The sequence below is a fragment of the Arthrobacter sp. P1_B9 genome, from assembly GCF_056406495.1.
In genome coordinates, this window is the sequence record NZ_JBFUAA010000005.1 from 152,217 (window position 1) to 175,889 (window position 23,673).

Annotated in this window: 19 protein-coding genes; 8 read left to right on the forward strand and 11 right to left on the reverse strand. The window is 68.7% G+C overall.

Annotation, left to right across the window (positions count from 1 at the left end; translation table 11 throughout):
- Positions 1-6 precede the first annotated feature (6 nt).
- Both AC1D1A_RS09475 and AC1D1A_RS09480 read right to left on the reverse strand, forming a co-directional pair.
- Positions 7-1,251, reverse strand: coding sequence for an acyl-CoA dehydrogenase family protein (locus AC1D1A_RS09475; RefSeq protein WP_476887698.1), 1,245 nt, complete (start codon positions 1,249-1,251; stop codon positions 7-9).
- Between the two features lie 11 nt (positions 1,252-1,262).
- Entirely contained in the window at positions 1,263-2,084 is an 822-nt protein-coding gene (locus tag AC1D1A_RS09480) for an SDR family NAD(P)-dependent oxidoreductase (RefSeq protein ID WP_476860089.1), read from the reverse strand.
- Positions 2,085-2,278: 194 nt separating this feature from the next.
- Here AC1D1A_RS09480 and AC1D1A_RS09485 point away from each other — a divergent pair, with 194 nt between their 5' ends.
- From AC1D1A_RS09485 to AC1D1A_RS09505, 5 genes are all read left to right on the forward strand, one after another.
- A complete protein-coding gene (locus AC1D1A_RS09485) occupies positions 2,279-3,469 on the forward strand; it encodes a glycoside hydrolase family 76 protein (RefSeq protein WP_476857858.1) in 1,191 nt (396 codons plus the stop codon).
- Positions 3,470-3,649: 180 nt separating this feature from the next.
- Complete coding sequence (locus AC1D1A_RS09490) at positions 3,650-4,705, forward strand: iron ABC transporter substrate-binding protein (RefSeq protein WP_476947607.1); 1,056 nt, start codon at positions 3,650-3,652, stop codon at positions 4,703-4,705.
- A gap of 110 nt (positions 4,706-4,815) precedes the next feature.
- Positions 4,816-6,315 carry an ABC transporter permease gene (locus AC1D1A_RS09495; protein ID WP_476947608.1) on the forward strand — a complete coding sequence of 500 codons (1,500 nt, stop codon included), beginning with the start codon at positions 4,816-4,818 and terminating at the stop codon, positions 6,313-6,315.
- On the forward strand, positions 6,312-7,496 hold the full coding sequence (locus tag AC1D1A_RS09500; RefSeq protein ID WP_476857856.1) for an ABC transporter ATP-binding protein: 1,185 nt from the start codon (positions 6,312-6,314) through the stop codon (positions 7,494-7,496). The genes AC1D1A_RS09495 and AC1D1A_RS09500 overlap by 4 nt, the downstream gene beginning before the upstream one ends.
- A gap of 129 nt (positions 7,497-7,625) precedes the next feature.
- Positions 7,626-8,765 carry an aminopeptidase P family protein gene (locus tag AC1D1A_RS09505; RefSeq protein ID WP_476947609.1) on the forward strand — a complete coding sequence of 380 codons (1,140 nt, stop codon included), beginning with the start codon at positions 7,626-7,628 and terminating at the stop codon, positions 8,763-8,765.
- 137 nt (positions 8,766-8,902) lie between these two features.
- Here AC1D1A_RS09505 and AC1D1A_RS09510 read toward each other — a convergent pair whose 3' ends face one another.
- Both AC1D1A_RS09510 and AC1D1A_RS09515 read right to left on the reverse strand, forming a co-directional pair.
- Positions 8,903-9,178 (reverse strand): DNA gyrase subunit A, encoded by a 276-nt coding sequence (locus tag AC1D1A_RS09510; protein ID WP_476850567.1) that lies wholly within the window; start codon positions 9,176-9,178, stop codon positions 8,903-8,905.
- A 108-nt stretch (positions 9,179-9,286) separates the two neighbouring features.
- Positions 9,287-10,138, reverse strand: a complete 852-nt coding sequence (locus AC1D1A_RS09515) for a lysostaphin resistance A-like protein (protein ID WP_476860086.1) — start codon at positions 10,136-10,138, stop codon at positions 9,287-9,289.
- A gap of 347 nt (positions 10,139-10,485) precedes the next feature.
- On the opposite strand from AC1D1A_RS09515, the gene AC1D1A_RS09520 reads away from it, so the two are divergent.
- Positions 10,486-12,423, forward strand: a complete 1,938-nt coding sequence (locus AC1D1A_RS09520; protein WP_476947610.1) for a glycogen debranching N-terminal domain-containing protein — start codon at positions 10,486-10,488, stop codon at positions 12,421-12,423.
- Here AC1D1A_RS09520 and AC1D1A_RS09525 read toward each other — a convergent pair.
- Complete coding sequence (locus tag AC1D1A_RS09525; RefSeq protein ID WP_476947611.1) at positions 12,376-13,158, reverse strand: phosphatase PAP2 family protein; 783 nt, start codon at positions 13,156-13,158, stop codon at positions 12,376-12,378. The genes AC1D1A_RS09520 and AC1D1A_RS09525 overlap by 48 nt on opposite strands.
- 78 nt (positions 13,159-13,236) lie before the next feature.
- Positions 13,237-13,836: a YdeI/OmpD-associated family protein gene (locus tag AC1D1A_RS09530; RefSeq protein WP_476887692.1), complete on the reverse strand. Its 600-nt coding sequence runs from the start codon at positions 13,834-13,836 to the stop codon at positions 13,237-13,239.
- Between the two features lie 92 nt (positions 13,837-13,928).
- Here AC1D1A_RS09530 and AC1D1A_RS09535 point away from each other — a divergent pair, with 92 nt between their 5' ends.
- Positions 13,929-14,702, forward strand: a complete 774-nt coding sequence (locus AC1D1A_RS09535; RefSeq protein WP_476947612.1) for a VOC family protein — start codon at positions 13,929-13,931, stop codon at positions 14,700-14,702.
- Positions 14,703-14,780: 78 nt separating this feature from the next.
- Here AC1D1A_RS09535 and AC1D1A_RS09540 read toward each other — a convergent pair whose 3' ends face one another.
- From AC1D1A_RS09540 to AC1D1A_RS09560, 5 genes are read right to left on the reverse strand one after another with little or no spacing between them, the layout of a single operon-like run.
- Positions 14,781-16,043 (reverse strand): M20 family metallo-hydrolase, encoded by a 1,263-nt coding sequence (locus tag AC1D1A_RS09540; RefSeq protein WP_476947613.1) that lies wholly within the window; start codon positions 16,041-16,043, stop codon positions 14,781-14,783.
- Between the two features lie 9 nt (positions 16,044-16,052).
- Positions 16,053-17,807: an amidohydrolase gene (locus tag AC1D1A_RS09545; protein WP_476947614.1), complete on the reverse strand. Its 1,755-nt coding sequence runs from the start codon at positions 17,805-17,807 to the stop codon at positions 16,053-16,055.
- 19 nt (positions 17,808-17,826) lie between these two features.
- Positions 17,827-19,254, reverse strand: coding sequence for a gamma-aminobutyraldehyde dehydrogenase (locus AC1D1A_RS09550; protein WP_476857848.1), 1,428 nt, complete (start codon positions 19,252-19,254; stop codon positions 17,827-17,829).
- Positions 19,255-19,266: 12 nt separating this feature from the next.
- Positions 19,267-20,907, reverse strand: a complete 1,641-nt coding sequence (locus tag AC1D1A_RS09555; RefSeq protein ID WP_476947615.1) for a thiamine pyrophosphate-dependent enzyme — start codon at positions 20,905-20,907, stop codon at positions 19,267-19,269.
- Positions 20,904-22,241 (reverse strand): MFS transporter, encoded by a 1,338-nt coding sequence (locus AC1D1A_RS09560; RefSeq protein WP_476850557.1) that lies wholly within the window; start codon positions 22,239-22,241, stop codon positions 20,904-20,906. The genes AC1D1A_RS09555 and AC1D1A_RS09560 overlap by 4 nt, the downstream gene beginning before the upstream one ends.
- A gap of 222 nt (positions 22,242-22,463) precedes the next feature.
- Here AC1D1A_RS09560 and AC1D1A_RS09565 point away from each other — a divergent pair, with 222 nt between their 5' ends.
- Positions 22,464-23,657, forward strand: coding sequence for a PucR family transcriptional regulator (locus AC1D1A_RS09565; RefSeq protein ID WP_476871011.1), 1,194 nt, complete (start codon positions 22,464-22,466; stop codon positions 23,655-23,657).
- Positions 23,658-23,673: the final 16 nt, after the last annotated feature.

Genomic DNA, 23,673 nt, shown 5'->3' on the forward strand with positions numbered 1-23,673 from the left:
CGTCTTCTAGACGATCGCGGACACCCCGGTGACGGCGCGGCCCGTGATCAGGGTGTTGATCTCGAACGAGCCCTCGTAGGTGTAGATCGCCTCGGCGTCGGAGAAGATCTTGGCCATCCGGTAGTCGGTGACGATCCCGTTGCCGCCCAGCAGGGACCGGCCCATCGCGACGGTTTCGCGCATCCGGGCGCTGACATAGGACTTGGCGAGGGCCACCTGCGGCATGTCCGCAGCGCCGGCGTCCTGCAGCTGGGCGATCCGGACCATCATGCCCATGCTGGCCACGGCGTTGCCGAGCATGGTGACCAGCTGCTGCTGGACCAGTTGGAACTTTGCCAGCGGGCGGCCGAACTGCTGGCGTTCGACGGCGTACTGCCGGGCGACGTCGAACGCCGCGAGCTGCTGCCCCACACCTTGCCAGGCCACCATGATCCGGGAACCGCGCAGGAGTTCGTTGGTGTCCTCGAAGCTGCTGATCCCGGCGAAGCGGTCCGTTTCGGCCACCCGGACGTCGGTGAAGACGATGTCCGCGTTCTGCACCGTGCGCAGGGCAATCTTGTTCTCGATCCGGCTCCGGCTCACGCCCGGCAAGGTGGCGTCGACGATGAAGCCGCGGATGCCGCCGTCGGCCTCGTCCCGGGCCCAGACCAGCATGTAGTCGCAAAACGTGCCGTTGCCGATCCAGCGTTTGGCGCCGTTGAGCACCCAGATGTCGCCGCCGCCGGCCGCGCCGCCGGGGACCCGGCGGGCCCGGGTTTCCATGCCGCCGGCAACGTCCGAGCCGTGGTCCGGTTCGGTGAGGGCAAAGGCACCGGTGGTGCGCAGGCTTGCCGCGTCCTCGAGCAGGCGCGCCTTCTGCTCCTCGGAGCCGAAGCCGTAGAGAGACTCCACGAAGAGGTCATGGTGGACCAGGAAGAAGGTGGCGAGCGAGGTGTCCACCCGGGTCATCTCGGCGATGACGATCCCGGCGAACAGGTTGCTGTAGCCGCGCTGGGCCGGGGCACTGAGCTCCAAGGCGGCCAGCTTGGGCAGGATGTGGGCCGGGAATTCGGCCTTGTTCCACCAGTCCGTGGCGAACGGGGCAACCTCGGCGGCCAGGAACTCGCGCAGCTGTGCCAGCTTGGCCCGCTCCGCCGTGCTGAGCAGGGCTTCGTAGTCGAAGAAGTCCGCCGTGGGCAGCCCCGCCACAGACGGTGCGGCCAGGGCCGCCGTGGCGGCCGGCCCTGCCGCGGTCACTTCGGCAGCGGCCATCTCAGACCCGGTCATTTCGGGCCCATGCGGATGGCACCGTCGAGGCGGATTGTCTCGCCGTTGAGCATGGCGTTCTCCACAATGTGCGCGGCGAGGTTCGCGTATTCGGCCGGCCGGCCCAGCCGCGACGGGTGCGGCACCTGCTGGCCCAGGGAGTCCTGCGCCTCCTGGGGCAGGCCGGCCATCATGGGAGTCTCGAAGATGCCCGGCGCGATGGTGACCACCCGGATCAGCGAGCGCGCGAGTTCGCGGGCAATCGGCAGCGTCATGGCGGCGACGGCACCCTTGGAGGCGGCGTAGGCGGGCTGGCCGATCTGCCCGTCGAACGCGGCAACGGAGGCGGTGTTGATGATGACGCCACGTTCGGGGCCGCCGAGTTCCGTGGCGGCGGGCTCGGTGGCTGCCATGGCGGCCGCGGCGAGGCGGATCACGTTGAAGGTGCCCACGAGGTTGATCTGGATGACGCGGTTGAAGGCCTCCAGCGGGAGGACGCCGCCGCGGCCCAGGACCTTGCCGGGGGTGGCGATCCCCGCGCAGTTGACCACGATGCGCAGCGGGCCCAATGCTGAGGCGGCGTCGACGGCGGCCTGCACCTGCGCCTCGTCCGTGACGTCGGCCGGGACAAAGACGGCCCTGCGGCCGCCTCCGGCAGCAGCTTCTCCAGCGCCGGCAGCGGCGGATGCGGTCAGTTCGGCGGCAAAGGCGTCCCCGGCGGAACCCGGCAGGTCCACGAGGACCACCGACGCGCCGGCGTCGAACAGGCGCCTGGCCGTGGCCGCTCCGAGACCGGAGGCCCCGCCCGTGATCAGCGCGACAGTACCCTTGATGTCCATCCATCCTCCTTGATGTGGAACCGAACCCCGGCGGCGAAGCCTCGACGCGGGCGGCGCCCGCAGAGGCGGCCCGCGGGGAACATTAGTTAGTGAATGTTAACTGGAATGCGGCCAATGCGCACCTTTGGGCCGCACACGCCGAGGGCGCAGTCACAGTCGCGGGCCGGACGGGCTCCCGCGATTACGCTTGAGCCATGACCCGAGCCGACGCCTCCGCCCCCAACTGGTCCTTCCGTGCGGACGAGGCCGCCCGCTCAGTGACCAGGCTCTTCGGGCAGCGGCTCTTTTTCCTCCCCGGCACCCACATCGCCGCGATCCTCCGGCCTTCGGGCCGGCTGAAGAACCTGTCCCGGCCCTGGCACTACTGGTGGCAGGCACACTACCTGGACTGCCTCGTGGACGCCGGCCGCCGGGAACTGGGGTCCCCCGGGCATCCGGGCGCCAAGTTCGACGGCGAGAACCGGCCCAGCGCCGGCCGGCTCGCCTCCCGGCTCGTCACAGGCATCCGGCTGCGCAATTTCCTCACCGTGGTCAACAACTACTACGACGACATGGCCTGGCTGGCCCTTGCCACGCTCCGGCTGGACAAGCTCGCCGAGGACACCCGCAAACACACCGGCCGGGAGCGCAACGCCAAGGTCCTGCAAAGCCTGACCCTGCAGTTCGACTCCGCTTCCACGGACGACCTCGGCGGCGGTACATTCTGGAGCACGAAGCGCGACTTCAAGAACACCCCCGCCACCGCACCCGTGGCCCTCTACTACGCGCGGACCGGCAACCGGACCAAGGCGCAGTCCCTGCTGGACTGGCTGGACGCCAGACTCTACGAGCCCGGACAGGGCCTGTACCGCGACGGCCTCCGGATTTCCGGAACGGGCGAGGCGGTGCTGGAAGAGACCATCTACACCTACAACCAGGGGCCCGTCCTCGGCGCCCTGCTGGAACTCGGGGGCGAGCCCAACCTCGGGCGTGCGGCCGCGCTGGTGGACGCCGTGGCGGCCAACCTCACGCAGCCGGCCCCGCTGCTGGGCCGCACCGCCGCGGTGCTGCGCTGCGAGGGAACGGGCGACGGCGGGCTCTTCACGGGGATCCTCGTCCGCTACCTGGCCCTCGCCGCCGTCGACGAACGCCTCCCAGCCGAAACCCGGGCCACGGCGGCGGCGCTCGTGAACGATACGGCGGAGGCCCTCTGGGAGGGCCGCCGGATCCTCCCTCCGAACGACCGCCTCGCGCGCCGCGGCAGCCATCTGGTCTTCTCCGACCGCACCGACGCGCCGGCACGCCGCAGTTACCCGGAAGGCGCCGCCGTCGAGCTCTCCACGCAGCTGCAGGCCTGGATGGTGCTGGAGGCGGCCGCCTCGATCGCGCAGGCGCCCGCCCGATAACCCAGCGACAATTACGTCACGCAATAGTATCGTAATTGATGTGATCCTCATCACTTAAACCAGCCTCAGGTTGGTCGCTTAGGTTTGGCTAACCTACAGTCTTTCTTAGTGAGCATGCCCTAACTTCCCCGCTCACGGGGGGCAGGGCACTACGACGACTTCCTTGTAGAAAGTAGCCCCATGAAGATCCGCACCAACGCGCTGGCGGGCATCGCCCTGGCCGCCACTGCCGCCCTGGGCCTGGCCGCCTGCGGCTCCGGTTCCTCCGCCACGGCCGGCAGCAGCGCAGCCGCCAACGGCTCCGCCGCCGGCGAGATCACGGTCTATAACGCCCAGCACGAATCCCTGACCAAAGAGTGGATCGACGCCTTCACCGCCGAGACCGGCATCAAGGTGACCGTGCGCCAGGGCGACGACACCGAGATGTCCAACCAGATCGTGCAGGAAGGCCAGGCCTCACCGGCGGACGTCTTCCTCACCGAGAACTCCCCCGCCATGGCCCAGGTGGAAAACGCCGGCCTCTTCGCGGATGTGGACAAGGCCACCGTGGACCAGGTCCCCACCGAATTCCGCCCCTCCACCAACAAGTGGACCGGCATCGCGGCCCGCTCCACCGTGCTGGTCTACGACAAGAACAAGATCAGCGCCGACAAGCTGCCCAAGTCCATGCTGGACCTGGCCAACCCCGAGTGGAAGGGCAAGTGGGCTGCCTCGCCATCGGGCGCCGACTTCCAGGCGATCGTCTCGGCCCTGCTGGAACTCAAGGGCGAAGCCGCCACTGAGGCCTGGCTCAAGGGCATGAAGGAAAACTCCAAGCCGTACAAGGGCAACAGCACGGCCATGAAGGCCGTCAACGCCGGTGAAGTCGACGCCGCCCTGATCTACCACTACTACTACTACGGCGACCAGGCCAAGACCGGCGAGAACTCCAACAACGTCACGCCGTTCTACTTCAAGAACCAGGACCCGGGCGCCTTCGTCTCCATCTCCGGCGGCGGCGTGCTGAAGTCTGCCAAGAACGCCGCAGCGGCCCAGTCCTTCCTGAAGTTCATCACCGGCAAGAAGGGCCAGGAAGTGCTCCAGAAGGGCACCTCCTTCGAATACGCTGTCGGCTCGGACGTCCCGTCCAACGACAAGCTGGTTCCGCTCAAGGAGTTGCAGGCCCCCACCGTGGATCCCGCCAAACTCAATTCCGCCAAGGTCACCGAGCTGATGACCCAGGCAGGACTGCTGTAGCCGCAGTGACTAACAAGCTGGCGATCCCCGGTCCCTCTGGGGATTTGACGACTGACACGACGACGGCGGGCAGGGGTAAACGCCCCCGCCCGCCTTTCGGCGTCTCTGTCGTGTCCATCATCGCGGTCCTGATCGCCCTGTTTTCCCTGGTGCCCCTGGCCTACGTGGTCTTCATGACAGCCTCCACCGGCTGGGACACCGCAATGGCCCTGATCTTCCGCCCGCGCGTGGGCGAACTCCTGCTCAACACGGTGCTGCTGACCGTGGTGACGGTGCCGCTGTGCCTCGTCCTGGGCGTCGGCGGCGCGTGGCTCGTCGAACGCACCAGCCTTGTGGGCCGCAAGTGGTGGGCCGTGCTGCTCGCCGCCCCGCTGGCCATCCCCGCCTTCGTCAACAGCTACGCGTGGGTTTCCGCGGTGCCGTCCCTTGGCGGGCTGTGGTCCGGGGTCCTGATCGCCACCCTGTCCTATTTCCCGCTCGTGTACATCCCGGCCGCCGCGACGCTCAGCCGCCTGGACCCGGCGATCGAACAGTCCGCCGCCTCCCTCGGCCTCGGCGCCTGGCGCGCGTTCTTCCGCGTGGTGCTCCCGCAGCTGCGCATCGCCATGACCGGCGGCGGGCTGCTGGTCGCGCTGCACCTGCTGGCCGAATACGGGGCCTTCGCGATGATCCGCTTCGACACTTTCACCACCGCGATCATGGTCCAGTACCAGTCCACGTTCAACGGCACCGCCGGGAACATGCTGGCCAGCGTCCTGGTGTTCCTCTGCCTGATCCTGCTGCTCGTGGAGGTCCGCAGCCGCGGCAGCGCCCGGTACGCCAGGATCGGCTCCGGGGCCCAGGCGCGCGCCTTGCGGCTGCCCCTGCACGCCTACCAGCTCCCCGCCCAGCTGTCCCTGATCGCCCTCACCGGGCTGGCGTTCGGGCTGCCGCTAACGTTTGTGCTGCGCTGGATCGTCGCCGGCGGGCCGGAAATCTGGGCCGCCGAGGAATTCATGCCGGCCCTCCTGCAGACCTTGGCCTACGGCCTCGCGGCGGCCGTCGCCACCACCGTGGTCGCGTTCCCCATGGCTTATCTGGCAGTGCGGCGTCCCGGCTGGTTCAGCAAGTCCCTGGAGCTGTCCAACTACATCACCAGCTCCATGCCAGGGATTGTGGTGGGCCTGGCCTTCGTGACCGTGAGCATCCGGATGGTTCCCAGCATGTACCAGACCTCAGCGCTGCTCATCGCGGCCTACGTGCTGCTGTTCCTCCCCCGGGCCCTCGTGAACATCCGCTCGGGGCTGTCCCAGGCACCGAAGGAACTCGACGAGGCCGCCCAGGTGCTCGGCAAGCCGCCGCTGCTGGCCTTCCTGCGCGTGACGCTGCGGCTCACGGCCCCCGCCGCGGCTGGCGGCGCCGCCCTGGTGTTCCTGGGGATTGTCAACGAGCTCACCGCCACCCTCCTGCTCTCGCCCAACGGAACCCGCACCCTCGCCACCGAGTTCTGGAGCAAGAGCAGCGAGATCGACTACGCTGGCGCCRCCCCCTATGCGCTGCTGATGATCCTGATCTCGGCGCCCATGACCTATCTCCTCTTCCAGCAGTCCAAGAAAGTAGCCGGACAGTGACCGATGTCTACCCGTCGCGTGAGGCCCCCTCGCGCCTCCCCGAGCCGCGGGTCGCGGCTTCCGTGGCCACCAGCACCAACAGCCACCTGGAAATCGACGCCGTCACCAAGAACTTTGGGCCCCAGGCCGTCCTCAAGGGAGTCAACCTCTCCGTCGCCAAGGGCGGAACGACGGCGATCGTGGGACCCTCCGGCTCCGGCAAGACCACGCTCCTGCGCCTGATTGCCGGCTTCGAGCACCCGGACACCGGCAGCATCTCGCTCAACGGGTCCAAGGTGGCCGGGGAGAACGCCTGGGTCCCCGCCCACAAGCGGCACGTCGGCTACGTCGCCCAGGACGGCGCCCTGTTCCCGCACCTGACGGTCGGGCAGAACATCTCCTTCGGCCTGGACGCCGCCCAGCTGCCCGGCGGCCGCCGCGGCGTCAAGGCGCGGGTGGGCGAGCTGCTGGAAATGGTCTCACTGGACCCGGCCATGGCCAAGCGCCGCCCGCACCAGCTCTCCGGCGGCCAGCAGCAGCGGGTTGCCCTCGCCCGGGCGCTGGCCCGCAAGCCCGCGCTCATGCTGCTGGACGAGCCCTTCTCCGCCCTGGACGCCGGCCTGCGGGTGGCCACCCGCCGCGCCGTGGCCCAGGTGCTGAAGGACGCCGGCGTCACCACGATCCTCGTCACGCATGACCAGGCCGAGGCGCTGTCCTTCGCCGACCAAGTGGCCGTGATGCGCGGCGGCAAGCTGGCCCAGATCGGCAACCCGTTCGTCGTCTACACGCGCCCGGCTGACCGCGCCACCGCCGAGTTCCTGGGCGACGCCGTGATCCTGGATGCCTGGATGGAAGGCTCCCTGGCCACGTGTTCGCTCGGCGGGATCCCCGTGCGCCGCCCGCCGGCCCAGGGCCGGGTCCAGCTGATGCTGCGGCCCGAGCAGATCCGCATTTCCGAGGACGGCCCCATCCGCGGCACGGTGGTGGACACGGACTACTTCGGCCCCGAAACCACGGTGCGGCTCCAACTCCCCGTCCCGCCGGTCCTTGCCGCCGGCGCCATCCCGGACCACCGCTACCCCGGCGGCGGGGAAATCATCACGATCCGGCACTGGAACGCCTCGATCGCCCGCCCCGGCACGGAGCTGCGGCTTCGCGTGGTGGGCGAAGCTGTCGCCTTTCCGATGGATGAGCAGCCGTAACGTCGGGATTCGGCATCCTGAAGCGTCTGTGCCCGAAGGCTCACCCGCGACGGGTGATTCCAGAGTGACTGGAGCGGTTGTCCGGGCGATGGGTTGACCGGTGATGCCCCGCGCACGAGAATGCGAACCATGAGTGATCACCGCGGCCTTTCCGAGCCGGCTCCGTTCACCGCCGGTGACTTCGCCGATCGGTTGCGGCGAGCAGCCCACGCCGCCCAGGATGCCGGGCTCGACGGCATCCTGGTCACTCCCGGACCGGACCTGCTGTACCTCACCGGGTATGCACCCGTGGCCATCACTGAACGCATCACCATGCTCGTGATCCCCGTCGACGCGGAGCCCGCCATGATCGTTCCGAGGCTCGAGAGGTCCGACGCGGAAGCGGCCGCCGGCGCCTCGAATCTGCGGATCACGGACTGGACCGACGGGAGCGACCCCTACACGGAATCTGCCACGCTGATGGCCGGCACCGGACGTTATGCCGTCTCTGACTCGGCCTGGGCCATGCACCTCCTCGGCCTGCAGGATCGGCTGCCCAAGTCGTCCTACGTCTCGATGACGACCGCCCTGCCGATGCTTCGGGCGATCAAGGATGACGACGAGATCGAGCGGCTGGCGGCGGCCGGCGCGGCCGCAGACCAGGCGTATGAGGAGATCGTCACCGTGCGGTTCGCTGGGCGCAGCGAGACCGACGTCGGATCTGATCTCGCCGACCTGCTTCGCCAGTTCGGTCATTCGCAGGTGGACTTCACCGTCGTCGGTTCGGGTCCGAATGGAGCCAACCCTCACCACGAGATCGGCCCGCGGATCATCGAGGACGGGGACATGGTGGTGCTCGACTTCGGCGGCCTCAAACACGGCTACGGATCAGACACGACGCGGACCGTGCACGTCGGCGAGCCCACCGCCGAGGAGCGCGAGGTTCACGACATCGTCAGACTCGCGCAGCAGGCCGGGTTCGAGGCCGTGCGTCCAGGCGTCGAGTGCCAGGAGATCGATCGCGTGTCCCGGGCGGTGATCACTGAAGCCGGCTACGGCGACTACTTCATTCACCGCGTCGGGCACGGAATCGGGCTGACGACTCACGAGCCGCCGTACATGGTCGAGGGCGAAACCCAGATCCTCCACCCCGGCATGTGCTTCTCGATCGAACCCGGAATCTACCTGCCGGGCAGGTTCGGCGTACGGATCGAGGACATTGTGACGGTCGTTCCCGACGGCGGACGGCGACTCAATCAGACCTCGCACGAGATGAGAATCGTCCACTAGTTAGCCGACCTGGTCCACGATCTGGCGTGGCCTCGGAACGAGACCGCTTCTGAGAGTCCTCAGGAGCGATCTCGTATTGGCCAGGCTGAGCGCCAGTCAGAACCCATGCGACCACCGATGCCGCCGTCAGGCGCGGTTCAGTGTCCATCGGGCAACCTTGATCTAAGTTCTTCTGCATGGGAAGCGATGGCCTGACGCTGGTCTCGGGTGAATCTTCTGGCCTGCATGTCGAGGACTGCCCGGCTGGGCACTTCTCCCACGCCCAACAGTTGACCCACGCGACGGATTGCTTCGTCCAAGTCCTCTGAATCCTCAATCACCTGGAAGACCTCGTCCCGCCGATCCATCGCCTGCACCAGAGCCTCGACGATCATCAACTGCTGTTCCCTCATCTGCCGGTCATGCTCATCCATGCCGCGATTCTTGCACGACCGCAGTCTTGGAGCATTTCCGTCCAGTTTGGGGATCGGCTTACGGGCGCTAGTGCGACGCCGAGCGAGTTGTTGAGCTGGCCCCTCAGGTCAGGCCACGGCGGGGACTGGGGGGATGTCGTGTGTCCGGTTGGCGCGGCCCTTGACGAGGAAGATGGCAAGGAGCGCCAGGAGTATATAGGCCCAGTTGAAGAGCCCCGCGAGTGATATCAGTTCTTCCGCCCCAGCTGTGGCTGAGGTGGCGTCGATCCCACCGGTGGCGAGGAACGTTGTGGGGTCTGTGGCGGCATGCAGCAGGATGGCCCACGTGATCCGGCCCGTCGCGCGCATGGAGAGGTACATCATGGCACCGAATCCAAAGGTGTAGACGACGGTAACGGCAACAACCAGGGGGGCCATTCCGGTGAGGAGGTTTCCGCTGTGCAGCAGCGCGAAATACAGGGATGACAAGACAAAGACCAGTCGTTCGCCATAGCCGCCGTTTCGGAGCATGTTCACTACTATTCCTCGCGTGGCGAGTTCTTCAGTGAACCCCACACACAATCCGAAGAACGCCATAACCAGAACAAGCCCGATGGAGTAGGCGGACCAGTTGGTTGCCATCAGCCGTAGGAAGATTGGGATGACGACGAGGAGGACTGCGACCCACATCCAGGCCTTCCCGCGGACGGGTTGGGGACCGAAGATTTCCTTGACCCAGCCGAGAGAGCGAGCGAAGAGAAAGAGGAGTATTCCCGAGAGCAAGATAGGGAGTGCTAAACCTAGGAATGCGCTGAGCGGATCGCTCAGGGGGCTTCCCAGGTCGATGGAGCCCCCAACCAGTGCACCTATTCCCAGCCCGATCAGTTCGTACACGCCCCAATACACGGCGACGATCAGGAGCGCTTTCCACCACGTCCCCCGGTTCCAAAACCGGACCCACGTAGAACTGTTATTTTCCATGATTAGAACTTCCCTCCCCGTTCGTTCCCCCACTTAGTCGGGCCACCACGCTAAGAATAAGCGATCGAGCGGAAGCGAAAAGTTCTCTCTGATGTTCGGCAAATCATCTTTGGCCACCATGGCAACGTGACGAAGAGCGACCGCCAAGATGGTTCTGATGAACCCGATGGAAGCGTCCCGTAGGTCGGACACACGACGAAGCTAATCGGCTACGCACGCGTTTCGACGCGGCCGCAGTCCACAGCCCGGCAGCCCGGCAGCCGGCGGCCGACGCCATGACCTCCTAGGCGGTCGGCAGCGGGCTGTGGCGCATTGAGACCGCCCAGTGCCCGGCATAGGGTAGGCGGATGACTGTTCAGCCCGGCCTGCACCGCCAACTCTGCTCCGTTGCCGCCCCCACCCAGCTGTGGCTCGATCCTGACGGCCGCTTGGCCGGCGAGGTCAAACCGCCCGGAGCCGGTGACTCCGCTGATCCGGCCGGGTTCACCGGGCTGCTCCACGGCGACACCCGGATGCTCTGCCGGGCGCTCGTGCGCGTCAACGGACTGGAACCCGAACCGGCCACCGTCGAGGCCGAGCCCGGCGGCGTCCTGCGCGTCCGGGGCCTGGTCCGGGGCATCCCGGGACCCACGGAGGATCCCGCCGTCGAGCTCCTCCAGACCTGGACAGTGACGCCGGGCGTGGTGCGGCACACCCTGCAGCTGCGCACCTCGCTGGATTCCCTCGACGTCGAAATCGACGTAGCCCTCGCGGCCGACTTCACCGACATGGCCCAGATCCGCCTCAGCCGCTTCCGTGACCCGTCCGCGCCGGTCTCTGCCGATGAGTCCACGCTGCGCTGGCAGGAGGGTGGCAAGACCCTGGCGGTCGCGGCCCCCGGCGCCGTCACCCCGGAAGGCCACCTCGCCTGGCGCGGAACCCTGGGCCGGGGCCGGCCGTTCGAGGCCGAATGGCAGGCCGACCTCACCGATGACGATGACGCCGTGGTGGCTGCCCGCCCGCCCGCGGCCCGGCATCCGCGGACCGGACCGGCCGGGGCCCTGGGCCTGCTCCTGGATAACTCCCTCGATGACGTGGCCGGGCTCCGCCTGGCCACCCGCCAGCTGCCGGACGCCCCGTTCATCGCCGCCGGGGCGCCCTGGTACTTCACGCTGTTCGGACGGGATTCGCTGTGGGCTGCGCGGCTGCTGCTGCCTCTGGACACCGGCGCGGACAACGGGCTGGCGGCGGGCACCCTGCGCGCGCTGGCTGCTTTCCAGGGCACCCGGACGGACGCGGCGGCCGCCGAGGAACCCGGCAAGATCCTGCACGAACTGCGGTCCAAAGAACTGGTTCTTGAAAGCCAGAACCTGCGCCTGCCGCCGGTGTACTTCGGGGCGGTGGATTCCACCCCGTTGTGGCTTTGCCTGCTCGGGGAACTCTGGCGCACCGGCCGGGACGAGGACGCCGTGCGGTCGCTGCTGCCGAACGCGGCACGCGCCGCGGAGTGGCTGCTCGCCGCCGGCTCCCCTGTAGACGGCGCAGCGGACGGCGCAGCCGGCAACGGCGGGTTCCTCAGCTACCGTGACTCCACGGGCCACGGCCTGAGCAACCAGGGCTGGAAGGATTCCCGGGACGCCATGCAGTTCCGCGACGGCCGGCAGGCCGAGGGGCCCATCGCCCTGTCCGAGGTGCAGGGCTACGCGTACCAGGCAGCCATGGGGACGGCGGAACTGTTCGACGCGTTCGGGGAACCGGGCGCTCAGGCGCTGCGCGACTTCGCCGCGGCCCTGCGGCTCAGGTTCCGGGAGCGTTTCTGGGTTGAGGACGACGGCGGGCCGTTCCCGGCAATGGCCCTGGACGGGCACGGGGTCCCCTTGGACATCCCGGGCTCGAACATGGGACATCTGCTGGGCACGGGCATCCTGGACGCGGCCGAAGCCCGGATCGTCGCGGACCGGCTGGTGAGCCCCGAGCTGTTCTCCGGCTACGGCGTGCACACGATCTCGCGGCGGGCCGCAGGGTTTTGGCCCTTCAGCTACCACTGCGGCTCGGTCTGGAGCCACGACACCGCCATCGCGATCCGCGGCCTCCTGGCCGACGGTTTCGTCGCAGAGGCACGCACCCTCGCCGACGGCCTGATCGCGGCGGCGGCCTCCTTCGGGCACCGGTTGCCGGAGGTGTTCGCCGGGGTGCGGGCCGAGGACTCGAGCGTCGCGGTACCGTATCCGGCGTCGTGCCACCCGCAGGCGTGGTCCTCAGCCTCGGCGGTGGTGATCGCCCAGGCGATGGGCGTCGGACTCTGACGGTCCCGCCTCCACTGAGTGTTGCCCGGACGGGGCCGCGGCGGCGCGCAGCCCGTCGGCCAGGATAACGATCCCGGTAACGGCGAGCGCCAGGCCCATGGAGGCGAGCACGTCCGTCAGCCAGTGGTACCCCAGGTACAGGCGGCTGAAGGCAACCACCAGTGTCCCGGCAGCCGCTGCCGCGAAGCCGAGCACCGACGTCGTCCGTTTGCCCGTCCGCGTGCCGCGGGCCGCCAGCAGCAGGTAACTGAGGACGCACAGGAAGACGCCGGCCCCGAAGGTATGGCCGGAGGGAAAGGACAGGGCGTCGTCCGGTCCCAGCATGAAGCCGCTGGCGGCGGGCCGGCTCCGGCCGACGTCGTGCTTCACCAGCGTGGACACCGCGAAGGTGGCCGCCATGGCGCTGACCAGCAGGGCGGGACGCCAGACTTCACGCTTGAAGACCGCCCAGGCAAGTGCCACGGCGCAGCCGATCACGGTCATCCATAGCGGCGACGTCACCGTGGTCACGGCCGCCAGGATGGCGGTAGCCAAGGGGTTCCGGGACGCCACGATTCCGTCGTGCACGGGCGCGTCCAGGTCGGCCACGCCGCTGTTCGACTGCACGGCTGCGAGCACGGTCCAGAAGATCGTCTCGCCCGCAATTAACAGGCCCGCAGCCACGAAGAAGAGCCGCCGCTGGGACGGCAGCGGCAGGCTGGCAGGGGGTCGCGGGGCACGCTGGGCAAGGAGCATCGCCCCATCCTGCCAGAGGCAACTCCCCGCAGCCAGCAAGGGCGCTGGGAATTCTCTGGGATGCGCGGCGGGCGAGCGCTACGGTTCCGGGGGACGCCTGGTCTGCGGGTACGGCGTGTCGAACCTGGCCAGCATCTCCACGAACCCGGCGATCTTCCTCTCCCGGGTCGAGGCCTGCTTGACCGAGTTTGTGCGGTAGATCAGGGCATACCGGTTCACGGACGTCAGGACCTCGAACATCGCCTGCGCCCGCGGCTCCGCCGCGATGGCGGCGGCGAGGTCATCCGGGACCTCCGCCGTCGCCGCGCCCGAATAGGCGGCCTCCCAGCGCCCGTCCGCCTTGGCGGCGGCGACGGCCGCCTGCCCGGCGGCGGCCATCCGCCCTGCCGCCTCCAGGCGGTCAATCCGCTCCACGTTCCGGGCCGACCACACGCTCTTGGGTCCCCGCCGGGTCATCCGCTGGAACGAGCTTTCCTCGTCCCGGCGCCGCCCCTGCCCGTCGATCCAGCCGAAACACAGCGCCTCCCGCAGCGCTGCTTCGTAGTCCAGCTCCGTCACCGATCCGCCCTTCTTGTGCAGCACGAGCCACACCCCGGGACTCTGCGCGTGGTGCTGCTCCAGCCAGGCGCGCCACTCGGCGGCGTCCTTCACCAGCAGTTCCTCCAGTTCAACAGCCATGGCCCCATTGTGCCCTGCCGTGCTGACCGGAGGGGTGCTTTGGTGGCACCATGTCAGGAGGAGCCAAAAACCGTCCCTCGCAAGGAGATCCCATGCTGCGCGTCCGCCCGATCCACTACACCTCCCGCATGGACCAGTGGGAGGGCCTGCTGTCCGCCCTCGGCATGGTGCGCACAGTCGACGACGGCGACTGGCAGGAGTTCGATGCCGGCTCGGGCCGCCTCGCGCTGCACCGGGTCCCGGCGGGTGCCGCCGGGGCTGATGCCGGGGACGGTGCCGGTGCCGGAATGGTGCTGGATGGAAAGACGGACTTCGGCGTCGAGGTCGGAGACCTGGCAGAATTCGCGCGCCGCACCAACGCCGCCGCGGAGGACGGGACCACCCCGGCCGAGCTGGTCAGCGCCCGCCATGGCGATACCTGCCGGATCACGGGCGGGGACGGGTTCGGCTTCTTCGCGGACAAGGCAGCCCACGGCGCACAGTGCGCGGACGCCGACCCGGCCCTCGCCGTCGTCGAAGTCTGGTTCACGCCGGACGCGGCCGCCGCCGAGCAAACCCTGCGGAACATGGGCGCCCGGCTGCGGCCTGCCCCGGACGACGACGAAACCGCGGATTTCACGGCGAAGAACGGCGGCGTGCTGATGGTCCGGCCCGCCAGCGGCGCGGCCCGGACCGGCCTGGGGTTTGAATACACCGGCGACCTCGCCGGCCTGCGGGACCGCCTCGCGGCCGCCGGCCACCGGGTCAGCCTGACGGAAGAGGCCTTCGGCCGGACCCTGCACGTGGCCAACCCGGACGCCGCTGACCTGCCGGAGAACCCCCACGGGGCGATGCTCTGGATCTCGCAGAAGCCCGAAGGCGCCTGAGAAGGCACTCGCCAGGCGCCCGGGGGTTTCCGGGGCGGCCGCGGAGGACCTGTGGAGTTCAGCCGTTGGTGGCCGCGGTCAGTCCTCCAGCGCCCCGTTGCAGAGCCGGTTCACTACCTCGGTGAGCATCGCCAGGCCCGCCACGATGTCCTCGTCCGTGGTGTATTCGTGCTCGTTGTGGGAGATCCCGTCCACACTGGGCACAAACAGCATCACCGTCGGGACCAGGTCCTTCATGTTGGTCGAATCGTGCCCGGCCAGGGTCATGACCTGCTTGTTCGCAAGGCCCAGGTCCGCCGCCACCTTGGCCGCGAGTTCCACGCCTTCGGGCTGGTAGGGGGTCACGGGCCAGGTGTGGGCGTGGTTGCGCTCCACCGTGACGTTTGCCAGCCTCTCGATCCCGGCGATGCGCTCGTCCAGCAGGGCGTCGGCCTCGGCTAGGACAGCTTCATCGGCGCTGCGCAGGTCCAGCAGCAGGCTCACCCGGGACGGCACCACGACGGGCGAGTTGGGGTAGACATTCAGTTGCCCCACGGACGTGTGCAGCACGCCGGGGAAGGTGTCGGCGAGTTCCCGGGCGGCGACCACCATCATGGACGCACCCAGCAGCGCGTCCTTCCGGTCCGCGATCACGGTGGATCCGGTGTGGGCCTGCTCGCCGTGGACCACGAACTCGTACTTGTTGGCCGCCCAGTTGGAGTTCACCAGGCCGATGGTGATGCCTTCGCGTTCCATGCTCCGGCCCTGTTCAATGTGGATTTCGGCGCAGTACGCGGCTTCGGGGCCCTCGTAACTGCCCCGGCAGCCGATCACGTCCAGGGCCTCGCGGACCGTGACTCCGGCCGCGTCCTTGGTGGCCAGCGCGGTTTCGAGTTCGAGCTTTCCGGTGTAGACGGAGGAACCCATCATGGACGGCTTGAAGCGTGAGCCCTCCTCGTTGAACCAGTTGACCACCGCGATGTTGAAACGGGGCTGCCCGGCGTCCCCGGCCGCGGCCCACTGCTCCACGAGGCGGAACGCCGCGTGGGCTGCGGCAAGCACGCCGTACGCGCCGTCGTAGCGTCCCGCCGTCGGCTGGGAATCCATGTGGGAGCCCACCACGACGAAGGGAGCGCCCGGCACGGCCTCGTACAGGCCCCACTGGTTGCCGGCCCGGTCGAACCGGACGGTGAAGCCGTTGGCCTCCAGCAGGCCGGTGAGCCACTGCCGCTGCTGGCCGTCCGGCACGCTGGCAGCCTGCCGGTCCACGCCGCCGTTCTCGGTAGCGCCGAATTCGCTCATGGTGTGGAAGTCCCGCACGAACGCGGCGTCGCGGGTGCTGAAAGTGGTGTGAGTGGTCACGGTTTTCCCCTATGAACGGTTGGTAGCTGGGTTGAAGAATGGACCGGTTGCGGCCGGACGGGCCGCAACCGGGGTCATGATGCCGGCGGTCCGGAACGAAAAGTCCCCCCCGACGGCGGTGGCCAGCACCTGGAGCCCGGCGATGCTGGCCGCGGTGAGCGGGGACCCGGACAGGACGGTGAAATCGGCGAGCTTCCCGACGGTCAGCGAGCCTTTGACACCGGAGGCGCCGGTGGCTGCGGCGGCTCCGGTGGTATACGCCGCCAGGGCCTGGAGCGGGCTCAGCCGCTCGTCCGGGTTCCCGAAAACGGCCCCGGAGGCGGTGCGCCGGTCCACGAACGCCTGCATGCCGCGGAGCACGTTTCCGTCGGCCACGGGGCGGTCGGAGCTGCCGGCGAGTGTCACACCGGCGGACAGGAACGACGCCGCACGGTAGGCCCAACCGAGCCGTTCCGGGCCGAGGGACAGCGTCATGCCGTCCCCGCCGTCGGCGAAGAAGCTCGCCTGCGGGGTGACGGCGATGTCCGCGGCGGCCAGCCGTTGCAGCTGTTCCGGCCGGGTCATCGAGGCGTGTTCGATCCTGTTGGGCACGGCCCGGGGGCCGTATTTGGCGGCGCAGCTGGTGATGATGTCGATCGCGAGGTCAACGGCGCGGTCGCCGATGGCGTGCGCCGCGATCGACCAGCCGGCCGCGTAGGCGGCCTCGATCTTTGCCCGCAGCGCGTCCGGTTCGGCCTGGAAGTAGCCGGTGTTGCCGGTGTTGTCCGTCCCGCCGTGGCTGCAGTAGTCATGGCTGACCGCGGCCGTTTCGCCGAGCAGTGACCCGTCCAGGAACACCTTCGCCGGGCCCAGGGACAGGAAATCGCCGCCGAAGCCGCTGGCGATGCCCAGATCCAGTCCGGCCGGCGTGGGACCCGGCGGGTGCTGCCCGCCGAGCGGGTGGAGCACATCCAGGACGGGCATCAGCTGCGCCCGGGCGTGGAGCCTGCCCGCGGAGGCCGCCCGCTGGTAGGCGGCCAGCTCCACGGGGCTGTGGCCGATCCAGCCGCCGCCGATCCCGGCCTCGGTGAAGCTCGTGATGCCCTCCGCGGCGTAGTAGGTGGTGGCCCGGTCCAGTGCGGCTTCGATCGCCTCGGACGAGTACGGCAGGATCAACTGCTGGATCAGCTGCTGCGCGGTTTCCTGGACCAGCCCGGTGGGGCGGCCGTCGGCGTCGCGGACAATGACGCCGCCGTCGGGGTCCGGAAACGACGCCGGTTCGGCGCCGGCCAGCCGGAGGGCGGCCGTGTTGACGACGGCCATGTGCCCGGAGTTGTGCCGCATGAACAGCGGCCGGTTTCCCGTGATCCGGTCCAAAACGGTGATGTCCGGGAACTCGCCGCCGTGCTGCTGCTGGCTGAAGCCGGTGGCCAGCAGCCAGTCCGGCGCCGGTCCGGTCCCGGGTTCTGGCCCTGCCTCAGGCTGCGCGCTGTCTGCCGCCATGCCGGCCTCCAGCAGGGCGTAGAGCTGGTGCAGGCCGCGCGCGGCGGAGACGTCCAGTTCGCCCAGGCCGAGCCCGAACCAGGTGGTGTGGCAGTGGGCGTCGATGAAGCCGGGGGTCACGGTGGCGCCGCCGAGGTCCAGGACTTCGGCCGCGTCCAGGCCGGCCAGGTCGTCGTCGAGGCCCACAATCCGGCCCTGCCAGACTCCCAGCGAGGTGGCATGCGGGCGGCGCTCATCCATGGTGATGATGTCCGCGTTGCGCAGCAGCAGATCGAGTTTCAAGGGTTACCTACGTGGTTCTTTAGCGGTGGGAGGTGGTGACTGACTTGATGCGGGTGTAGTCCTCCAGGCCAAAGACGGAGAGGTCCTTGCCGGTCCCGGAGTGCTTGAAACCGCCGTGCGGCGCCTCAGCGGGGATCACCTGGTGGCAGTTGATCCAGACGGCGCCGAAGTCCAGCTCGTTCGAGACCCGCGTGACCACTCCGTGGTTGTTGGACCAGACGCTGGAGGCCAGCGCGTACTTGGTCCCGTTGGCCAGCTCCAAGGCTTCGGCCTCGTCCCGGAAGGGCTGGATGGTGACGACGGGTCCGAAGATTTCCTCGCAGACCACCTCGTCGGCCTGGAACACCCCGTCGATCACGGTGGGTTCGAAGTGGAAGCCGGCGCCCGTCCGCTTGCCGCCGGCCAGGACCCTGGCGTTCGCGGGCAGCCGGGACATGAAGCCTTCCACCCGGTCCAGCTGGGCGGCGCTGTTCAGCGGGCCCAGGTCCGCGGCGTCGCCGCCCACCTGCAGCGCTGCGGCTGCCGCGGCGAGCGCGGCACCGAACTCCTGGTGGATGGAGTCCTCGACGAGCACACGGGTCACGGCGGTGCAGTCCTGCCCGGCGTTGAAGAACGCACCGAGCGCGATCTCCCTGGCCGCCACGTCAATGTCGGTGTCGGCGAAAACGATCGCCGGTGCCTTGCCGCCGAGTTCCAGATGGACGTCCTTGAGGGTCTTCGACGCCGCGGACATCACCTGGGCCCCGGCCCTGGTGGAGCCGGTGATAGACACCATTTCCGGGATCTCGTGATCCACCATGGCGGCACCGGTCCCCCGGCCACCGCAGATGACGTTGACGACGCCGGCGGGGTAGGCCTCCTGCGCCAGTTCGCCCAGCACCAGGGTGGACCAAGGCGTGGTGTCGGCCGGTTTCAGGACCAGCGTGTTGCCGGCGGCGAGCGCCGGTCCGATCTTCCAGATGGCCATCATGAACGGGTAGTTCCACGGGGTGATCTGGGCGACCACGCCGAGGGGTTCACGCCGGACGGTGGAGGAAAAGCCGCGGACGTATTCGGTCTGGGCGGTCCCGGACACCACGCGGCAGGCGCCGGCGAAGAAGCGCAGCTGGTCGGCGCCGCGGAGGATCTCGATCTCGCGGGTGATCTGGCGCGGCTTGCCGGTGCAGGCTACCTCGGCGTCCAGGAGCCTGTCGACGTTGGCCTCGATGAGGTCGGCGAGTTTGAGCATCATGGCCTGGCGTTCGGCGGGGGTGGTCCGCTTGTAGCTCTGGAAGGCGGTGTGGGCGGCCTGGAAGGCGCGGTCCACGGTGGCGGCGTCGCTGTCCGGGGCGGTGCCGAGCTGGACTCCGGTGGCGGGGTCGAAGAACGGCAGGGTGGCCGCGTCCGAACCGTCGGCGGCGCTGCCGGGGACGATCTCACCGTTGATGATGTTGTGCAGGGTGATCATGACGGGCTCCGGTCAGTTGCTGGCGGTCTTGGGTGAGCGGGTGGTGGGGTCCTGCGGGAGGTGCAGGACCGCGGGCAGCCCGGAGTCGACGGCGCGGCGGAACGCGGCACCGAAGTCCTCGGCCTTCTCGACCCGTTCGCCGTAGCCGCCGTAGGACCGGGCCAGCGCGGCGAAGTCCGGGTTGGTCATGTGCGTGCCCGAGGCCCGGCCCGGGTAATGGCCTTCCTGGTGCTCACGGATCGTGGCGAAGATGCCGTTGTCCACCACGAGGGCGATGAACTTCCCGCCGTGGCCCATGGCCGTGGCCATTTCCTGGCCGTTCATCATGAAGCAGCCGTCACCGGCCACGGAAATCACCTGGCGGCCGGGGTAGGCCAGGGAGGCAGCCACCGCCGCCGGGATCCCCATGCCCATGGCCCCGTTGCGGGGTGCGGCGAGCGAGTTCGCGGTGTTGTGCTTCAGGTAGCGGGCCGGCCACAGCGAGTGGTTCCCGGCCCCGTAGGTGATGACGGCGTCGTCGTCCATTTCCTGCTTGAGGATTTCCATCACGACGTCGAGGTCCACATATTCCGAGTCCACTCCGTTCCCGCTGTCCGGCTGCGCCGTGGAGAACTTCTCGTAGTCCGCGCGGGCCCCGGCCAGCCAGCCGGCCGCGGGATCCGCCGCGGAATCCGTGGCGGCGAGTGCCGTGGCGAAGGACGCGACGTGGGCCGGGATGTGCTGGTCCAGCCGGCCGAAGTGGCCCAGCAGATCGGCGCCGGGGTGGACGACGACGGTGACCGCATCCAGTCCGCGCTTGTAGCCGTCGGAGAGCACGTCGGCGCGGACGCAGCCCACGAAGACCAGCAGATCGGCCTCGTCGAGGCGACGGGCGTTGGCGTCGCTGCGGGCGTAGCCGAGGTAGCCGGCGTAGGAGTCGCTGCCGTGCGGGACGGCGTCGTAGGCGCGGAAGTCCGCGAGCACGGGGACGCCGTGGCGGGCGGCCCAGCCGGCCAGCGCGTCGGAGGCTCCCTGGTCCCAGCCTTCGCCGCCCACCACGATCAGGGGCTTCCTGGACGCGGCCAGGCGCGTCTCGAGGCCGGCGAGATCGGCTGCTGCAGGTTCAGTCCGGGCGACTGTCCGGGGCTCCACCGTGGCCGATTCGATGGAGTGGACCAGCACGTCTTCGGGCAGGCCGATCACCACGGGTCCCGGCCGGCCGCTGAGTGCTGTGAAGATCGCGTCGTCCACCACGCGGGCGGCGGAGGCGGCGTCGTCGAGCGTCAGGACTTTCTTGGCGGTGCTGCCGAACCAGGCGTTGATGTCGAATTCCTGGAACGACTCCCGGCCGCGGTCCGCGACCGGGATGAGGCCCACGAACAGGATCATCGGGGTGGCGTCCTGGTATGCGGTGTGGATGGCGATGAAGGCGTTGGCCGCGCCCGGACCACGGGTCACCATGGCCACGCCCGGAAGCTCCGTGAGCCGGCCTTCGGCGAGGGCCATGAATCCGGCGCCGCCCTCGTGGCGGGTCACCACCGTTTCAATGGAGGATCCGTGCAGGCCGTCCAGCACGTCCAGGAAGCTCTCCCCGGGGACGCCGTAGACGCGCTGGATACCGGCTCGTTCCAGCTGGGCAACAATCAGGTGCCCGGCGGTAGTTGTTGTGCTCAATGCTTCATTCCCTTTTCTTCGATGCTCAGTGCGGGGAGGAAAATGCCGGACAGTGCGGTCAGCGCGGAAACCACCAGCAAGATGACGGCGCCGGGCCAGAACGAGTTGCCGTTGGCGGCCACGAGGGCCGTGGCGATCAGCGGCACGAAGCCGGAGATGACGCCGGCGCTGTTGGAGGTGATGGCGACGCCGGTGTACCGGACCTTTGTGGCGAAGAGTGCGGTCAGGGCCGTGCCGGACACCGCGTAAGGGATGGACAGGGTGGATACGCCGACGATCATGGCGATGATGACCAGGGCGGGGTTGGCGGTGTCGATGGCCAGGAAGACGGGTACGGCGATGACGGCGGAGGCGATGCCGCCCCAGAGGATGACCTTGCTGGCGCCGTATTTCTCGCCCATGCGGCCGGCCCAGATCAGGGCGAAGATTTCCACGACGGCGGCGAGGAGCGAGCCGAGCAGCAGCGTTTCGTAGGGCATCTTGAGCACCTTGGTGCCATAGAAGACCACGAAGCTGGTGATGAGGTAGAAACCGCCGATACCCAGCAGCGCGGAGCACATGCCCACCAGGATCTGGCGCCAGCTCTTCGTCAGGACTCCGCGGATGGGTGCGTGCTCGGTCTCGCCGGACTCCATGAGGGCTTCGAATTCCGGGGATTCGCTGAGCTTGCTGCGGATCCACATCGAAACGGCCAGCAGCGGGATCGCCGCGATGAACGGGATGCGCCAGCCCCACGCGTCGAAGTTGGCCTGGCCCACCAGGTACAGCATTCCGAAGAACCCGCCGGAGGACAGGATGGTGCCGATCGGCGAGCCGAGCTGCGGGAGGGCTGCGTAGCGGGCGCGTTTGGCGACCGGGGCGTTTTCGACGGCGATAATGACGGCGCCGCTCCACTCGCCGCCGACGGCGAGGCCCTGCAGGATGCGCAGCGCGACCAGCAGGATGGGGGCCGCGACGCCGATCGTCATGTAGTTCGGCAGCAGGCCGATGAGCCCGGTCACGAGGCCGATACCCACGATGGTGACCATCAGGATCTTCTTGCGCCCCACCTTGTCGCCCAGGGCACCGAAGATGAAGCCGCCGATCGGGCGGGCCACGAAGCCCACGGCCAGGGTAGCGAAGGAGCTCATGGCCGAGACGAAGGGGTCCTGGGACACGAAGTACTGGGCGTTGAACACGAGCGCCGCGGCGGTGGTGAACAGGAAGAAGTCGTACCACTCCAGCGCTGTGCCGACGAGGGCCGCGAGGGCGACTTTCTTGGCCACGCTCTCATCGACAACCCCGGGCAACTGCGGACTGGCGGTGGTAGTGGCGTTGCTTGCGCTGCTTGCCATGATTACTCCAAAGAAATGTGACGGGTCTTGACGGTGGCCCTGTGCGGTCACCCCCATCCGCGGACAGTTCCGTCCGTGACGATTCGGGCCGAGACGATTCGGGCGCCGACGCTTCCGGCGGGTGTGAGTGGGCTCACGCTTGGTGCTTCATTCCATTCTGCCAGTAGCTTTTCCCAAAATAACTAGCAGTGCGCCACGCTTTACAGACCCTAGAATGTGAGAATGCACAATTTTGAATCGCCGGGCGATGCTTTCCGCTGGAGCGAGCTGGTGGACCAGCTGGAAGGGCGGCTGGACCTCCTGGCCCAGGCGTTCACCGCCCGGGTCCGGCAAATCCCGGAATACGGCGACAGCCAGGTGACTGTCCTGGAAATCCGGGACACGGCGCGGGAAACATTCCGCCGGCTCATCCATGGGCTGCGGGGCGGCCCGGCGGACACTGCACGGGACGGGCTGCTCGCCTTTGCCTCGGACCTCGGGTCCAAACGGGCGAGGGCCGGGATACCGCCGGAGTCCCTGACCTCGGCGGTGCGGCTGGACTTCAGCATCCTGTGGGCAGACCTCCTGGAGATCGCCGCACCGGAGGATGCCGGTCTGCTGGCCTCCCGGGTGGACCAGGTCTGGCGGGTCGTCGACGAGTTCGCCACCCGCACCCACATGAGCTACCTGACCGAGCGCGTGCGCATGGCCCAGGAGGAGTCCAGCATCCAGCACGAATTTATCGCCCGGCTGTTCAACCAGAGCACGCCCTCGGCCGAGACGTCCGCGCAGGTTGGCTCCGCCCTGGGCATCGGGCCGGATGCCCGCTGCGGCCTCGTGGCTGCCAGCGGCGACGCCGGCGCCCGCCTTCGTGCGGCCGCTACCCAATTCGGCGCCGCCCAGCGCCGACAGAAGATCTTCCTGCACGAATCCGGCGGAAACACGTACCTGTTTTGGCCGCTCTTGTCGTGGACACCGTCGGGGAGGTCCGGAGAAGCGCGGAGCGCGCCGCAGCCCCCGCCGCTCGTGGCGGATATTCCCTCCGGATATGTCCCGGAGGTGCACGGGCTGCGCGGCCTACCCGCCGCCGCCCGGACCGCAGAGAGCCTTGCGGCCCTGTTGCGCCCCAGCGACGCCGGTCCCCTGTCCGCGGATGCCGCATGGGCCCGGTTTGCCCAGCAAAACCTCCAGGACGCCGGGCTCGACCTCGCCGCCCAGCTGGAGGAAGCCATGGAGGAATGCCGCGGCGGGGAACGGGAACGTCTCCGGGAAACGGTGCAGCACTATCTCTCCACCGGCAACATCACGGCCACGGCGGAACAGCTGTTCTGCCACCGGAACACCATCCTGAACCGGCTCAACCGCTTCCAGGAACTGACCGGGATCGACCTGACCATTCCGGCCCAGGCCGCGCGGCTGGTGGTTGCGTGGGCCTGATAGTTGTGTGAACACA

Bases quoted from the DNA above. Each gene is read 5' to 3' on its own strand.
- AC1D1A_RS09565 (WP_476871011.1), top strand. From the start codon at position 22,464: ATGCACAATTTTGAATCGCCGGGCGATGCTTTCCGCTGGAGCGAGCTG.
- AC1D1A_RS09560 (WP_476850557.1), bottom strand. From the start codon at position 22,241: ATGGCAAGCAGCGCAAGCAACGCCACTACCACCGCCAGTCCGCAGTTG.
- AC1D1A_RS09510 (WP_476850567.1), bottom strand. From the start codon at position 9,178: ATGGATGAGCATGACCGGCAGATGAGGGAACAGCAGTTGATGATCGTC.
- AC1D1A_RS09505 (WP_476947609.1), top strand. From the start codon at position 7,626: ATGAGTGATCACCGCGGCCTTTCCGAGCCGGCTCCGTTCACCGCCGGT.
- AC1D1A_RS09490 (WP_476947607.1), top strand. From the start codon at position 3,650: ATGAAGATCCGCACCAACGCGCTGGCGGGCATCGCCCTGGCCGCCACT.
- AC1D1A_RS09475 (WP_476887698.1), bottom strand. From the start codon at position 1,251: ATGGCCGCTGCCGAAGTGACCGCGGCAGGGCCGGCCGCCACGGCGGCC.
- AC1D1A_RS09485 (WP_476857858.1), top strand. From the start codon at position 2,279: ATGACCCGAGCCGACGCCTCCGCCCCCAACTGGTCCTTCCGTGCGGAC.
- AC1D1A_RS09535 (WP_476947612.1), top strand. From the start codon at position 13,929: ATGCTGCGCGTCCGCCCGATCCACTACACCTCCCGCATGGACCAGTGG.
- AC1D1A_RS09530 (WP_476887692.1), bottom strand. From the start codon at position 13,836: ATGGCTGTTGAACTGGAGGAACTGCTGGTGAAGGACGCCGCCGAGTGG.
- AC1D1A_RS09515 (WP_476860086.1), bottom strand. From the start codon at position 10,138: ATGGAAAATAACAGTTCTACGTGGGTCCGGTTTTGGAACCGGGGGACG.
- AC1D1A_RS09520 (WP_476947610.1), top strand. From the start codon at position 10,486: ATGACTGTTCAGCCCGGCCTGCACCGCCAACTCTGCTCCGTTGCCGCC.
- AC1D1A_RS09550 (WP_476857848.1), bottom strand. From the start codon at position 19,254: ATGATCACCCTGCACAACATCATCAACGGTGAGATCGTCCCCGGCAGC.
- AC1D1A_RS09480 (WP_476860089.1), bottom strand. From the start codon at position 2,084: ATGGACATCAAGGGTACTGTCGCGCTGATCACGGGCGGGGCCTCCGGT.
- AC1D1A_RS09525 (WP_476947611.1), bottom strand. From the start codon at position 13,158: ATGCTCCTTGCCCAGCGTGCCCCGCGACCCCCTGCCAGCCTGCCGCTG.